Annotated in this window: 16 protein-coding genes; 6 read left to right on the top strand and 10 right to left on the bottom strand. The window is 39.9% G+C overall.

Annotation, left to right across the window (positions count from 1 at the left end; genetic code table 11):
* Positions 1 to 89: 89 nt before the first annotated feature.
* Positions 90 to 1,301 carry a formaldehyde dehydrogenase, glutathione-independent gene (gene fdhA / locus HM131_RS12735; protein ID WP_085030120.1) on the bottom strand — a complete coding sequence of 404 codons (1,212 nt, stop codon included), beginning with the start codon at positions 1,299 to 1,301 and terminating at the stop codon, positions 90 to 92.
* 377 nt (positions 1,302 to 1,678) lie between these two features.
* Between fdhA and HM131_RS12740 the strand changes: the two genes are divergently transcribed.
* Both HM131_RS12740 and HM131_RS12745 read left to right on the top strand, forming a co-directional pair.
* Positions 1,679 to 2,137, top strand: coding sequence for a LytTR family DNA-binding domain-containing protein (locus HM131_RS12740; RefSeq protein ID WP_085030121.1), 459 nt, complete (start codon positions 1,679 to 1,681; stop codon positions 2,135 to 2,137).
* Positions 2,134 to 2,547, top strand: coding sequence for a DUF3021 domain-containing protein (locus HM131_RS12745; RefSeq protein WP_085030122.1), 414 nt, complete (start codon positions 2,134 to 2,136; stop codon positions 2,545 to 2,547). The genes HM131_RS12740 and HM131_RS12745 overlap by 4 nt, the downstream gene beginning before the upstream one ends.
* Positions 2,548 to 2,655: 108 nt before the next feature.
* Here HM131_RS12745 and HM131_RS12750 read toward each other — a convergent pair whose 3' ends face one another.
* The 4 genes from HM131_RS12750 to fadH form a co-directional block, all read right to left on the bottom strand.
* A complete protein-coding gene (locus HM131_RS12750; protein ID WP_085030123.1) occupies positions 2,656 to 3,465 on the bottom strand; it encodes a DUF2935 domain-containing protein in 810 nt (269 codons plus the stop codon).
* Between the two features lie 144 nt (positions 3,466 to 3,609).
* Positions 3,610 to 3,744 (bottom strand): hypothetical protein, encoded by a 135-nt coding sequence (locus tag HM131_RS21175; protein WP_269749091.1) that lies wholly within the window; start codon positions 3,742 to 3,744, stop codon positions 3,610 to 3,612.
* A 153-nt stretch (positions 3,745 to 3,897) separates the two neighbouring features.
* Positions 3,898 to 5,433, bottom strand: a complete 1,536-nt coding sequence (locus HM131_RS12755; RefSeq protein WP_085030124.1) for a BCCT family transporter — start codon at positions 5,431 to 5,433, stop codon at positions 3,898 to 3,900.
* 1,002 nt (positions 5,434 to 6,435) lie between these two features.
* Positions 6,436 to 7,203: a 2,4-dienoyl-CoA reductase gene (fadH, locus tag HM131_RS12760; RefSeq protein WP_085030125.1), complete on the bottom strand. Its 768-nt coding sequence runs from the start codon at positions 7,201 to 7,203 to the stop codon at positions 6,436 to 6,438.
* A 157-nt stretch (positions 7,204 to 7,360) separates the two neighbouring features.
* On the opposite strand from fadH, the gene HM131_RS12765 reads away from it, so the two are divergent.
* From HM131_RS12765 to HM131_RS12775, 3 genes are all read left to right on the top strand, one after another.
* Complete coding sequence (locus HM131_RS12765) at positions 7,361 to 8,221, top strand: metallophosphoesterase (RefSeq protein WP_085030126.1); 861 nt, start codon at positions 7,361 to 7,363, stop codon at positions 8,219 to 8,221.
* Positions 8,222 to 8,438: 217 nt separating this feature from the next.
* The gene (locus HM131_RS12770; RefSeq protein ID WP_085030127.1) at positions 8,439 to 8,906 is read left to right on the top strand and encodes a YkyB family protein; all 468 of its coding nucleotides are present in this window, start codon (positions 8,439 to 8,441) and stop codon (positions 8,904 to 8,906) included.
* A 73-nt stretch (positions 8,907 to 8,979) separates the two neighbouring features.
* Positions 8,980 to 9,192, top strand: coding sequence for a hypothetical protein (locus tag HM131_RS12775; protein ID WP_085030128.1), 213 nt, complete (start codon positions 8,980 to 8,982; stop codon positions 9,190 to 9,192).
* Positions 9,193 to 9,451: 259 nt separating this feature from the next.
* On the opposite strand, the gene HM131_RS12780 is transcribed toward HM131_RS12775, so the two are convergent.
* The 4 genes from HM131_RS12780 to HM131_RS12795 all read right to left on the bottom strand — a co-directional run bounded on the left by HM131_RS12780 (position 9,452) and on the right by HM131_RS12795 (position 11,772).
* A complete protein-coding gene (locus tag HM131_RS12780; protein ID WP_232324779.1) occupies positions 9,452 to 9,856 on the bottom strand; it encodes a hypothetical protein in 405 nt (134 codons plus the stop codon).
* A gap of 64 nt (positions 9,857 to 9,920) precedes the next feature.
* Positions 9,921 to 10,619, bottom strand: a complete 699-nt coding sequence (locus tag HM131_RS12785) for a DNA alkylation repair protein (RefSeq protein WP_157130816.1) — start codon at positions 10,617 to 10,619, stop codon at positions 9,921 to 9,923.
* A gap of 20 nt (positions 10,620 to 10,639) precedes the next feature.
* Positions 10,640 to 11,491, bottom strand: a complete 852-nt coding sequence (locus tag HM131_RS12790; RefSeq protein ID WP_085030130.1) for a patatin-like phospholipase family protein — start codon at positions 11,489 to 11,491, stop codon at positions 10,640 to 10,642.
* Positions 11,492 to 11,625: 134 nt separating this feature from the next.
* Positions 11,626 to 11,772 carry an FbpB family small basic protein gene (locus HM131_RS12795; protein ID WP_085030131.1) on the bottom strand — a complete coding sequence of 49 codons (147 nt, stop codon included), beginning with the start codon at positions 11,770 to 11,772 and terminating at the stop codon, positions 11,626 to 11,628.
* Positions 11,773 to 11,879: 107 nt separating this feature from the next.
* Here HM131_RS12795 and HM131_RS12800 point away from each other — a divergent pair, with 107 nt between their 5' ends.
* A complete protein-coding gene (locus tag HM131_RS12800; protein ID WP_085030132.1) occupies positions 11,880 to 13,040 on the top strand; it encodes an aminotransferase A in 1,161 nt (386 codons plus the stop codon).
* A gap of 541 nt (positions 13,041 to 13,581) precedes the next feature.
* Here the strand turns inward: HM131_RS12800 and HM131_RS12805 are convergent.
* Positions 13,582 to 13,743 carry an aspartyl-phosphate phosphatase Spo0E family protein gene (locus HM131_RS12805; RefSeq protein ID WP_085030133.1) on the bottom strand — a complete coding sequence of 54 codons (162 nt, stop codon included), beginning with the start codon at positions 13,741 to 13,743 and terminating at the stop codon, positions 13,582 to 13,584.
* Positions 13,744 to 13,879: the final 136 nt, after the last annotated feature.

A 13,879-nucleotide genomic window follows, 5' to 3' on the forward strand; every position in this document is an offset into this window, starting at 1 on the left:
GTTGCCAGGTACCTTTCCTTTAATAAAGCAGAAAAGACACGCTCTGAGAAAGCGTGTCTTTTAATACATTTGATAAATAATATTTGCATTTAGTTTTTCAGCAGTCCATGAGGATCTAATACAAATTTCTTAGCCACACCACTATCAAACTCATCATATCCGCGAGGAGCGTCTTCGAGACCGATCACCGTGGCATTTACGGCTTTAGCAATAGTTGCTTTGCCTTTTAATATCGACTTCATCAATCCTCTATGATATCGCATAACTGGCGTCTGTCCGGTTACAAAACTTTGGGCTTTTGCCCATCCTAACCCGAAATCTAATTTCAACGCTCCACGTCTTGCATCTTCATCTGAAGCTCCTGGATCTTCCGTTACATATAAACCCGGGATACCTAAACCTCCGCCAGCGCGAGTCGCTTTCATAATTGAATTGAGCACAGTTGCTGGAGCTTCTTGGTGATTGTGCCCATGGGCTTCAAACCCAACACAGTCGACGGCAGCATCTACTTCAGGCACTCCAAGTATTTGATCGATTTGTTCAGTTATATTATCGTGCTTACTGATATTAATAGTCTCACAGCCAAAACTTTGGGCTTGTTGGAGTCGCTCATCAATAAGATCTCCTACGATTACGGTAGATGCTCCTAATAGTTGCGCGGAATGAGCAGCTGCCAATCCAACGGGACCAGCCCCTGCGATATATACCGTGGAACCCATTTTCACCCCAGCGCTATAGGCACCATGGAAGCCCGTGGGGAAAATATCTGAGAGCATTGTTAAATCGAGCATTTTTTCCATTGCCTCATCTTTGTCCGGAAATTTTAACACTTGAAAATCTGCATAGGGAACCATCACATATTCTGCTTGTCCTCCTACCCATCCGCCCATGTCGACATAACCGTAAGCAGATCCAGGACGATCAGGATTAACGTGTAAACAAATATGTGTATTTCCTTCTATACAATTTCGGCAGCGGCCACAAGCAATATTAAATGGAACCGAAACTAAATCACCTTTTTTCACAAACTCTACATCGCGCCCGGTCTCAATGACTTCCCCTGTTATTTCATGGCCAAGCACAAGACCTTCAGGAGCTGTTGTCCGACCACGCACCATATGCTGGTCACTGCCGCAAATGTTTGTGGAAACGACTTTTAAAATCACCCCATGTTCACACTTACGACCGACATTTTGAGGGTTAACACCAGGACCGTCCCGTAAAACCAATTCTGGAAAGTCAATATCTTTTACCGTAACTCCGCCATTTCCTGTATATGCCACCGCACGATTGTTACTCATCAACTTGGTACCTCCTATTGTTTTGAGCATTTAGTAAAACCCAATCTAAACCAAGCAAAGACCAACCAACATGTTGTGGTGAAGCCTTACCCCTCCTTTATGTACGAGCAGCAAACAAACTTTTTTAACATCATCCCAAGATTGACTAATTTCCATTTATTACAACTTAATTCCCACTTCCAAATACTACTAAACAATTTATTTCGAAATAAAAGTATTTCATTATTCCTCTACGCACACATTTTCTTAAGTAAGGATGGACAATGATTCTGACAACATACCGCTACTTATCTGTGTCTTAACTTCATTATGGTGACAATTCATAAGGGTCGAACTATACTAACTTTAGATAGTGTCAAGCAAGGAGGGATTAGTGAATGAAGGTTTTACTTGACGTAGATGGTACACACGAAGAAACTACGGTTACGATTCACTGCAAGGAAGTTAACGACTCTATTAAAGAGATCCTTAATTATCTTAATGAAAGAAAAATAGAGTTTATCCTTGGCAAAGATGGGGAGAGGCAGCACATCCTTAAGCCTGAGGAAATTCATTTCTTTCATGCTAAAGGGGACTATGTACACGCCCTAACAGCACGCGGGGATTTTAAAATAAAAGAAAAGTTGTATGAATTGGAACAACTTCTCCCTGCGCACCGTTTTATACGACTATCAAAATCCGTTATTGCAAACCTCTATGAAATCAGCCATTTTGAGCCATCTTTCCATGGAACTTTATGCGTTAACTTTAAATCTGGCGTGAAAGAGTATGCCTCTAGACACTACGTTGGAAAAATTAAGGAAGTATTAAAAATGAACAGGAGGGAGAGTAAATGAAAACCTTTTTATTTAAAAGTATGATGGGGATTTTCTTTGGAGCGTTCGTCACTGTAGTAGTGACCTATGCCACAGTAATCTTCGGAGAGGGGAACATGCTTGATGGTAAGCAGTTCATAAAAGATTCAGCCGGTTATATCCTATGTGCCTGGTTGTTTACGGTTTCTCCTCTCTACTTTGAAATCAGGTCATTAAATCTTGCCATACAAACTATTCTCCATTTCACCACTGTCACCATTCTTTATTTTATCTTATCACTAGGATTTGGCTGGATTCCGCTGCAATTTAAGAACATACTGATGTTTTTTTCGGTCGCTATTTTCATCTATGCGGTTAGTTGGATTTGCTTTTACCTGTATTTCAAAAATATATCTAAAAAAATGAACCGTGAACTAAAACACATCAAATAATATATGTCCTGCAGCTAAGTCTAAAAAGACCTTAGCTGTTTTTTCTAATAAAAAAAACCCACCTCAAATAGATGAGAGTTTAGATGGCTATGTATCTTTAAGTAGTTTCTAAATAGGATCCTCTGTCCTTGGTTTTGCCGGGTCACAAGAAGGATAAGGCTTATGCGTCGATTCCGCCAGTTTATACAAGTAATAGCATTCTTCACGAAACATGTGGTCCGCCATTAATCCCGAAAATGTACCTAACAAAGTTTCGGATAGTTCCATTTCTTCTAACTCGCTGAGAAAAGTTTTAAACAACTTCATTTCCAGTTCTACGTCACTATTAAACCTTCTAAGGGCAGGAAATGATTCCAAGTTCGTTCGTAAATAACCGGTTAGTTCTACCGATTTTAAATAAAATTGCTCAAAATGCTTCGTGAATTCTTCACTCTTCTTTTTCATGCGTTTCTCTACTCCATCTAACTGATCATTGATTGCACCTGCGTGGCCTGAGGCATCCAATAACCATAACATATGGTGATGCAGTTCATGAAAAACCGGTGGAAGATCTCCTTTGCCAAGAAAGCCAATGACTAATAAATACTCCTCAAGTTCATTAACCATATGATTGAAAAAAGTAGGAGATAAGTGGATACCCACCTCACCTTTCAACTGACGTTCAAGTAATGAAAGCTTAAACTTACGAAACTCCCGTACAACTTTACCTACCTGATTAGTAAACTCTTGGATCTCCCCCATCTGATTATTACGGGCGGCTTTTAAGGATTGATCAAACACTTCAACATATTTTTTTGCCTTTTGAATCGCTTCATCTTCTGATGGATATAATGCATCCCGAATGAAGCGTGCATGATCGCCAAGGATTTGTAACCAGAACATATGCTCAAATTGGGCACTTTCCTTATACGTCTTCATAAGTCTTCACCTCCCAATTAAATATATGGTGGCTGTAGAGTGGTTCATTCCAAAAATCTTGTGTATTCATAATCGAGTTAAGTGTACCTTCCAAAAAAAGGGGAAACATCGATCGCATCGATGTTTTCCCGGATTAACCTTTTTCTATGATCCAATTGTATCTAATATATTTTGGATGCTTTCCATGATATATTGCTGTTGCTCAGGTGTACCTAAAAGAACAGCAACTAATAACGCGACCAGTAATAAAAGCGCGATAACTACAGCAATTAAGCCCATTACGTTTTCCCCTTTCATTTCATAGATAGTGGATAGTAAGTGACGTCGCTTACATTTAATAATCTATGAAATAGAAGAGAAAACGCTTGTACATCCGCCTCCTTTACTAGAAAAGGCTTCTATCACTAAAATATTTAACTAGAATTTGTGCTTTTAACTTCTCACGTTAGTCTTCCATGCCTGATCGACATCTATCATCTTCTTCGCAGCATAGATAAGTAAAAATTGGACGATGATGATCGGCAGTCCCATCAATCCTGAAATCACTTCAAGAGGTGGTAGACCCCCAATTCTCATCAACACTAGTGCCATTATTGTAATAACAGCCGCAATGACAATTCGCAGCACTTTCGGCGGTTCAAACTTACTCATATCCCTTGTACTTGTGTACGCTGCTACCGTATATGTGGTGGAATCAAGCGTCGTTGTTAAGAAGATAAGCGCGACAATCATGAAAACAATAATGGAAAACTCGGCAATTGGCAAAGTAGATAAAATTTCAGGAATAGCTGCCATTCTTTCATTTTCTTTAACTAAATTTAATACAGAAAGATCTCCATTCAAATATCTGTGCACACCTAGTCCTCCAAGTACTCCAGTTGCAATCCATGAAATTAGTGTAGGAGCAAGGAGATACGTAAGAATCATTTCCTTAATCGTTCTTCCTCTTGAGATTTTTGCCGCAAACACACTGTGCAGCATAGCCCATGTGGCACTGTAGGCATACCAAAAAACCGTATTACTTTGAATATGAGAAGCTTTTCCTTCGTACACGGAACCCGTGTTAAGAGAAATGTTCAAGTATTTAGACAATAGAAAATAAACACTATCTGAAAAATAATTTAAGATGAACACGCCTGGTCCGGCAATAAGAATGAATACAGCAAATATTCCCGCCAAGTACATATTCCAAGTACTTAAGCGTTTGATTCCTTTTTCTATTCCTAAGTATGCACTCAGTGAAAACAAGAATACCCAAATAATCGTGACAATGATGGTCATTCCAAATGTCACGTCCATTCCTAATAATGCGGATAAGTTATGTGTAATTATTGGAGCTCCAAGCCCTAGCGTAACAGAAGCACCAGCCAATATACTGACTAAAAAAAGAATATCAAGTACTTTTCCTGCCCACCCATCTGTCAGTTTATCTCCAAAAATAACTCGACAGGCTTCTGAAATTCTCATTAATGGCCGTTTGCGGACATGCAAAATATACCCCATCGCAGGAGCGATCATTACGAAAATGGCAAAAACCTGGAACCCCCAGAGAAACATGCTATAGGCGTTTCCCCATAACAGAGCTTCTGTCGACCCAGGTTCTACTCCAGCTGGAGGATCGTTTGCTACAGACGTCCACTGCAACATCCCTGTACGCATGATGGTCGATCCAACTCCCATGGCGATTAAAATGGAGGCATATTCGAAAAGTGTAAATCGGGGCTTCTCTTTTGGATCACCAAGAACAACTTGACCATATTTGGAAAACGAAAAATATAGTCCTGCTGCAACGAGTATGACCCCGTACCATAGATATCCCCAGCTGAACACTTCTACAATATAATCAAATATAGAATTTAATAGTTTCAGTGACTCCGCTTCATATAACGTAAACGGTATACTGATGGCGATGATAATGATTAACGAAGGAACAAAAATCCCATAGTCAATCAAGTTTTTCTTTCTCATGGAATCCTCCTCTATTTTTATTTGGTTTCCCACGCGTTGTCTTAATACCCTGTAAATGTCGATTTATAACAGAAAAATTCTATTTTAATATAACTATTTAGTTCATCATCGTTGTTCAATTAAATAGCAGTTATCTTGAAGACTTGATTTCGAGATAACTTCGGTTCGTAACTGTAAAAGTGTTAGGGATGGCTGGAAAATAACTCGCTTTCCTGTGGGGGGACTGCCGAGCCTCCTCATTCGCTGCGCTCACTGTGGGGTCTCGCCTGGGTCCTTCTCCCTTGTTCTATCCAGTTCCAGCGCCTAGCGGCTAGTGAGACTTCCCTCGCTTCTGTACGATAAGTCAACATCGAATTGCTTCGTTCTTCGTGTTTCCTTTATCTCCTCCAGCTCAGTCCAGTCCATACGCCGCTGTTCAAGGCGCTTCTACATTTAAATTGGGAGTCTCGTCATTTTCCAGCCATCCCAGCTGTCATTAATCTCTCAAACCCACCTAGTTACAGTATTAGAGTGAGGCTAGTTGAATTTCTATGATAAAAGCATCTTGAAATCATTCCTATTCTGACAGGATAAACGAATACATTTCCATAGTGAATCATCTGTACTAAATGGACTGTTTCTACTTTTGCATACGTTTCCGTTCCACCAAAAAATAGCAAGGTGAGAAGGGAAATGGGGAGACTCCTGCGGGAATGGTATGGCTGGGAAGCGAGCCATTTCCCCGACCACCTCTCCAGATGACTAGGTAACGGAAACACCCCCCATCTAAACAAAGCTATTCTCTCGAATCTAAGTCTTAAGGATAAGGAGGCGATAGTTGAATAATGGGGTTCTATTTTACAAATCACGGGTATAAATCTTTTCTTACTAAAAAGGGACTATATCTTATTTCAAGATATAGTCCTCCCCATTATTAGTTTTTTGTTTACGAATGAGCTTTTCCTAACTTCTCCAATGTATTAGAAAAACTATACTCCTTTTCAATAGTAAGTCGATCTTTTACTAAAATGGGAACTTGTTCAGCCACTGGCCGCCATCCAGGGTAACTACTTCCCCATTCATGTAAGATGCCTCTTCAGACAAGATAAACCGTGCAAGTCCTGCAATCTCTTCTGGTGTTCCTAACCTCCCAAGCGGCACTGAACTTAAGGTGCGTTTCGCAGCTTCTTCTGATTCAAATAGCCGATCTGCTCCCCCCGTCCGTTCAATTGGTCCGGGTGCAATGGCATTCGCTCGGATGCCATACTTTTTCCCCCACTCCACAGCAAGAGTACGGGTCATCGCTAGTACTCCCGCTTTAGCTGATGCGGAATGAATAACCCCAGCCCCGGCATTCCACGCGTACGTAGCAACCATATTTAAAATCGATCCTTTAATCTTGTTTTCAATCCAGTAATTACCGACCGCCTGACTGCAGTAGAATGTGCCATTCAGTACGATATTGATGACTGAATTCCAACCATTAGGCGAGAGCTTTTCAGCAGGCACTATGAAATTTCCTGCTGCATTATTGACAAGATGGTCGATTCTTCCGAAGGCTTCATGCGTTTTATCAACCATTCGCTTAACATCTTCAACTTCCCGCACATCCATTTGAACCAATAACAGATGTTCTTCTTTTCCTTCTGCAATCTGTCGTTTCGCTTCTTCCAGCCGCTCCATGTTTCGGCCTGTAATTGCCACTTTTGCTCCTTCATCTAAGAACCGTTTTGCCATATAAAGGCCCATTCCACTGGACCCTCCTGTTACAATGACTACTTGATTTTTCATTCCAATGACCTCCTAACTCTTCTCTCTCATTACATTCAACATAAAAAAATGAATTCCTGTTCATTTTTAAAGAAATATTTTCTAATAGGCATGTTATGAAGGTTGAATCATAGAATTCGTGGTATAATGACCAAGAATTTAGAGGAGAGGTCACCATATGAAATTAACAAGGCGCAAGTTTATTAAGAACAGTTTGCGTAGTGTTTTAGGGGTTATAGGCTTAACTGGGGGCAGCTATTATTATGCAAGATACGTTGAACCAAGGATGCTTGCGATAAGAAATTTCACATTAGAGAATGACAAAATACCAACTAGCTTGCATAACATTAAAGTTCTTCAATTCTCAGATACGCATGTTGGCTATCACTATGACTTAAAACAGTTAAAAGAATTAATAGATGAAATAAACTATCAAAGACCAGATTTGATCTTATTTACTGGAGATTTAATTGATGCTCCAAATTTGTACGATTTTCCTGATGAGCTTCCCGTTCTATTGAGCCAACTCACCGCCCCGTTAGGGAAGTTTTGGATATACGGGAATCATGACCACGGTGGGAATGGAACGGAGAAAATTAAAGATGTGATGGAAGCTGGAGGTTTTCGATTGCTTCAAAATAGTCATACGAGAATAGGAGACCATAGAGGCTCTTTTATTCTTGCAGGATTGGATGACGTAATGCTTGGAAGACCAAATATTGATGAAGCTCTTCATCTTGTGGATCCGGATATATTCACGTTACTCATGGTTCATGAACCTGATGTTGCCGATGAAATCCAACACTATCCAGTAGATATACAGCTTTCTGGTCATAGCCACGGAGGTCAAGTACAACTTCCTATCTACGGTTATTTAATTACTCCTCCATATGCGGAGAAGTATGTAGAAGGAAGTTATCAGCTCGGCGATCGCCTGCAGTTATTTGTCAGCCGTGGGCTTGGAACTACAAGGATGCCATACCGATTCTTGTGCAGGCCGGAGATCTCAGTTTACACACTAAAATCAAAAGAATTATAACAGTTTTGTGACAACCGTCCTTACCTTTATCAATGCCTTTACAAGCGTGATACGATAGCACTATCCAACAGGCCGGTTTACCCACATAAACTAGATCAGATCCGCCATAAATAGAAATGAATGGAAAAAGCGTAACTTTTACCTATATACCATTTTTTTGAAATTTGTTTAAAATAGACGTAATAGAGAAATAAATATGGATGAAAGGAGTTTACTAATGAAAGACCAGAAGACATCGAATCGAGAATTGGCCGAGGCCTTATTCATCGTGAATCGACATGCAAAAACAGCACCCGAACCCAAGCATCTGTATGACATTAAAAAGCATACAATAGACAAGCTTCTCGAGGAAAACCGCGCTAAAAAAATTGGCCTCCACTTTTCCGATCATCCCAAGTTCAGTCAGCAGCATTCTACTCTCCTCATTGAAATCGGTGGATTCTACTTCCACATTCCAGCTAATAAAGGTGATTTTGATCAGCTTAAACATCTAGGCAAGGTAGATCATTCCTACCGTAATCCGAAGCCGAAATTGTCTCTTTCAAAAGCGAAGCGGACACTTTATCGTTATCTGGACTGGGAACAACCTAAACAGATGACTCAATCCTTCCAATCTACACTACAACCTTCTTTTCTCGGACAAACTGATATCACTCCGTGGAACCAAAGAAGAAAGAAGACTTAACTATTTCTATTGTCCTTTCGATGTTTCATAACAATTGGAAAAAGGTATGAAAGAAATAGAGGAGGATGATACGATGTCGGCGAACCATATGGAGGATTTCTTGTATCAATTAAAGGATTACATGCAATACACAACCGAGCTGCGCTCATCTTATGAACACTTATCAGAGCATGAGAAGAAGCTTGTTTTAGAAGCATCACCCACTAAACAAAGTCCTGAAATGATTGCCAAACAAGCTTATTCCTGGCATGATGAACTATTTAAATCATTGAATAAGTCAAGATGAGATAAGCCGCAGTTCATGCGGCTTTTTCTAATTTAACCTACGATAATCAAGGGCTTTTTGCTCGATAATTTCCAGGTTGGAAACTCGAAGGTTAACTTTTTTTGCCCAAAGCATCTATAAATTTAGTTGCTACATACTCGAACTCACTGGTATATCCTTTTCCATTACATCTTCAGTCTTACTATAGGGAGAAAGACATTTGTATTAAAGAAATCCTTAAAAAAACCACCTCATTATAAGGTGGCAAATCTAAGGTAAGTTATGCTGCGCGTTTTTTTGAACGTTTAGAAAAGTGGACCCACGTCTTTTTAATTACCTTAAAGAGCGAATATAGAACCCCGTAGCTGCTGATCGCCAATAAGCATAAAGGCCAATAATATTCTGGCAGCATCGATTCTTTCTGAACCATTGCATACCGATCTACAAGTTGAAGAAAAGCTAAAGCTAAAAGCACGCTCGTCGTATAGCTGGCCATTGTACTCCAGTGATTTAACATGATCCACTCGATGACTGGACGGACGACCCACATGAGCGAAGTCACCAATAAAAGCACTAATGAAAATTGAACATATTCAGCCTTTAAATTGAACACTTGCAATAAATCTTCATCGAGTAATCCCAATGTCTGATCCAAAAAAGTAAAATCAAACCAATTGCTCATCATTGCTTCCTCCCATATATCCTCTTGCACTACCATTATGGACATGGAGAGGAACCTGTAAACCCTCTCATTGATGAACCAACCCCTTATTCTTTAACCATTTCAGACCTTCTCTTCGACTCAATGGCCGGCACTTTGTATGATCTAAATAATTGATTACAGCTTGAGCATTTGTTTTACTATACTCTCTGAGCGCCCAGCCTATCGCTTTTTCAATAAAAAATTCTTTTTCATCTTTTAAAACATCGATCGTTTCAAATAGAAGTTTTTCATTTGTTTGCTCTTTAAATTTAAGTTGATGCAATAGGCTAGAACGTCTAACCCACAAGTTGCTCGAGTGCCTCCATTGTTCTGTGATCGGCTCAAGCATGTCGGGATATTTCTTGAAATAATCTCCACATAGATTAGAAGCAATCATATCAACCGTATCCCACCATGACTTTGTCAGGAGCAACTCCTTATAAATGTCTATCTCGGATTGGGAAGCGTGCTTTTTCCCTTTTTCCAACAAAGCGAGAGCAGCGTACTGACACTCTCTTTCCGCTTCCTCAAATAATAACAATGCGGTGCGTACTCGCTCAGCTTGAGTAAGCAAACGATATTCCTTCAGTATCTGCGCTAGCAATTTTTTACGCTCTGGTGTCTTTATTCCATAGAAGCGAAACTGATTTTTCATATACGCTTCCATGCCTTGGCGATTTTCTTCATTTCTATGGTTCTGAAACGTATGTACAATTTCATTTTTTAATTGTTCAGGTACACCCAACGCATTCAACTCCCAAGGGCTTATTTTTGTAAAAAGTCTATTAACCGCTCTGCCTGATTTTTGGTTTCATTATAGCCTTGCATGTAAAGATGGTGAAGCCTCTCTTTATTTCTTTCAATACGACTGACCTGAAGGGGTTCCGCAGGTCTTAAAACGAATGCTTCCCCATTCTCTTCCATTTCCTTCACCTTTTTAAGCTGCTGATTATATCTGACATGACGGTTCAACAGTGCCTGTGCAAAATAAGGAAACTGACGGAACTTGCGGTTGAAATACCAGCTTAATTTCATTTTCTTCTTAATATAGCCGTCATTTCTTGTTAATACGATGATATGTTTTCGATTGCCTTGATCAATTGAACGCTGGATCGGAATAGGATTGGAAATACCTCCATCCATCAACTGCTTGCCTTCATAGGCAATACTCGGTGCGATCAATGGCAGCGAACTGGAAGCACGAATCACCTTTAACAAGCTTTCACGATCTGGAAATCGATCGATAAATAAAGCTTTCCCGCTATCCATATCAGTAGTCCCTACAGCGAATTTAGTCGATTGGCTACTGAAGGATTCATAATCAAATGGAACGAGCTGATTTGGCAGTTTATCAAATATGAAATCCATTCCAAACAGTTGGCGATGAGTAAACATTCGTTTATACGATATATATTCTGGGTGATCCCCATAGCCAACGATAACTTCATAGTTTCGCTTTTTTTGCCTCGCCACGTAAGAACTTCCATTACAAGCTCCAGCAGAAGCTCCGACAACAAAAGGAATATGTATATCTTCGTCCAATAAGAATTCTAGTACTCCGGCCGTATATGCACCCCGCATACCTCCGCCTTCCAAGACTAACCCAACATCTTTCACTTCGAGGCTCCTCCCTTCTTTGACATGTACTTCCATTATATCAAATCATCATTGGCGTATCATGAAATAGATTTAATTAGTAGGTTAAAAAAGCACCTGCATAGGTATGCGGGTGCTTTTGGCATGTGATATCATCAGTTTACATATGAAGTTAAAGACAATTTCTTTACGTGTTTTTCATCTATTTCACGTTCAATTTTATCTAAAGCTTCTTGGTCTTTCAGCAATTGTTGTTTATTTTGATCTACTAAATCTTCAAATGAAATACGATTGGGTCTCATAACCAAACTCCTTTCAGATTAGTACAATCAAATCATAACAGATTTCGACATTGAATATGTTTCAATTGTTTGAACATTTTGTTAAATCTATATAAAGAGGTGCATCTATGGAACAATTGATCAATCAAAATGTTAAAGACATTCAAATTTCAGGAATCCGTCAGTTTTTTAATATGGTCGGGCAATATGAAGATGTTGTGTCTTTAACAATCGGTCAGCCTGATTTCTATACCCCTGATCATATCAAGAAAGCGGCGATTCATGCTATCCAGAATAACCACACTAGTTATACACATAATGCTGGAGTTCTTCCTCTGCGAAAAGCAATTCAAAATCACGTTCAAGAAGCTTATCATATGTCTTATCATGCCGAAACTGAAATCATCGTAACTGTCGGTGCTTCTCAAGCTATTGATGTTTCTCTTCGAACCCTGCTTGCACCTGGAGATGAAGTCATCCTCCCTGGTCCCGTTTACCCTGGTTATGAACCGTTAATTCGACTTGCTGGGGCAACACCTGTTCACGTGGATACTCGTGGTAACCAATTCAAGATGACTTCTGAATTGATTGAAGAAAAAATAACACCAAAAACAAAAGCGGTTATTCTTCCTTATCCATCCAACCCGACCGGTGTTTCCTTAACAGAATCTGAACTTAATGACATCGCTAGTGTGATTAAGCAGCATCAGTTGTTCGTGATCGCTGATGAAATTTACAGTGAGCTTGTTTATGAAAAATCACACGTTTCAATTGGTACATTTTCTACCATTCGGGATCAAGTGATCATCATTAACGGTGTTTCTAAGTCTCACGCTATGACCGGCTGGCGAATTGGGTATATTCTTGCTCCAGCTTGGCTGTCCAAACATATGTTGAAGGTTCACCAGTATAACGTCTCCTGTGCGAGCTCCATCAGCCAATATGCTGCACTTGAAGCGCTGACCAATGGGAAAGAAGACCCTTCTAGAATGAAAACTGCCTATATGGAAAGGAAAAAATATGTTGAAGACCGGTTAACTCAAATGGGAATAGAGTACACTTCACCAGACGGCGCTTTTTATATATTCCCTAAACTACAGATTGAAGGGAAAACAACATTCGCTCTTGCCCTTCAACTAGTCAAGGAAGCGGGTCTAGCTCTTGTGCCAGGTGATGCGTTTTCACAATATGGAGAAGGTTACTTGAGACTTTCCTATGCCTATAGTTTAGAAACACTCGAAGAAGGACTATACCGCCTCGAAAACTTTCTCAACAAAAACTCTGTATAAGCATTTGTGCAACTAAATAGGAGGATTCTTGAAGACTCGATTCCGAGTTAACCTGGGTTCTTATTCTTATAAGAGTAGGGGTGTCTGGAAAATAACTTGCTGCATCGCCCAGCTGTCATTAGCCTCCCAAACCCACCTAGTTTCAGTATTTAAAGTGAGGCTAGTTGAATTTCTATAATGAATGCATCTTGAAATACACTAGACTCCTGTTCTGACTGGATACATTTAAAGTGAATCACCAGAATTAAAATGACGGTTTCTACTTTTGCATACGTTTCCGTTCCGCCAAAAAATAGCAAGGTAAGAGGGGAAATGGGGAGACTCCTGCAGGAATGAAATGGTTGGCAAGACCCCACAGAGAGCATAGCGAACAAGGAGGCTTGCCGTCATCCCCGCGGAAAGCGAGCCATTACCCCGAACACCTATCCAGAATACAAGGTAACGGAAACAACGTAGGCTATATTGAGAAAAAATTTGAATATGAGTTAACTTAGCTTTCGTTAAAGAAAAAAGACCATGGAACTTAAAGCTCCATGGTCTTTCATACGTCATGACTTTGAATTAGAATCAGCAATTCATCTAATTCTTGACTTAATTTAACGGTTTTTTCACTGGAAAAACCGTTCTCGAGCGCTGCCTCGCTCATCTGTTCACGAAGCTGCTCGATTTTGACAAGTAGAGGATGATTTGTGGTCACTTGCACCTGAGGTTCCCCCTTGCTCTTTTCTATTTGATTTAATCGTAATGCACTAAAAAAGAATGTTTGTTCGCCTAATGGTTTAGCACGAGAAAAATTATCTCAATTATCAATTACTTTGTAAATAAGATTGATAAAACTT

Origin of the sequence: Halobacillus mangrovi (assembly GCF_002097535.1) — a bacterium.
Lineage (GTDB): Bacteria > Bacillota > Bacilli > Bacillales > Halobacillaceae > Halobacillus > Halobacillus mangrovi_A.

Bases quoted from the DNA above. Each gene is read 5' to 3' on its own strand.
- fdhA (WP_085030120.1), bottom strand. From the start codon at position 1,301: ATGAGTAACAATCGTGCGGTGGCATATACAGGAAATGGCGGAGTTACG.
- HM131_RS12740 (WP_085030121.1), top strand. From the start codon at position 1,679: ATGAAGGTTTTACTTGACGTAGATGGTACACACGAAGAAACTACGGTT.
- HM131_RS12745 (WP_085030122.1), top strand. From the start codon at position 2,134: ATGAAAACCTTTTTATTTAAAAGTATGATGGGGATTTTCTTTGGAGCG.
- HM131_RS12750 (WP_085030123.1), bottom strand. From the start codon at position 3,465: ATGAAGACGTATAAGGAAAGTGCCCAATTTGAGCATATGTTCTGGTTA.
- HM131_RS21175 (WP_269749091.1), bottom strand. From the start codon at position 3,744: ATGGGCTTAATTGCTGTAGTTATCGCGCTTTTATTACTGGTCGCGTTA.
- HM131_RS12755 (WP_085030124.1), bottom strand. From the start codon at position 5,433: ATGAGAAAGAAAAACTTGATTGACTATGGGATTTTTGTTCCTTCGTTA.
- fadH (WP_085030125.1), bottom strand. From the start codon at position 7,203: ATGAAAAATCAAGTAGTCATTGTAACAGGAGGGTCCAGTGGAATGGGC.
- HM131_RS12765 (WP_085030126.1), top strand. From the start codon at position 7,361: ATGAAATTAACAAGGCGCAAGTTTATTAAGAACAGTTTGCGTAGTGTT.
- HM131_RS12770 (WP_085030127.1), top strand. From the start codon at position 8,439: ATGAAAGACCAGAAGACATCGAATCGAGAATTGGCCGAGGCCTTATTC.
- HM131_RS12775 (WP_085030128.1), top strand. From the start codon at position 8,980: ATGTCGGCGAACCATATGGAGGATTTCTTGTATCAATTAAAGGATTAC.
- HM131_RS12780 (WP_232324779.1), bottom strand. From the start codon at position 9,856: ATGATGAGCAATTGGTTTGATTTTACTTTTTTGGATCAGACATTGGGA.
- HM131_RS12795 (WP_085030131.1), bottom strand. From the start codon at position 11,772: ATGAGACCCAATCGTATTTCATTTGAAGATTTAGTAGATCAAAATAAA.
- HM131_RS12800 (WP_085030132.1), top strand. From the start codon at position 11,880: ATGGAACAATTGATCAATCAAAATGTTAAAGACATTCAAATTTCAGGA.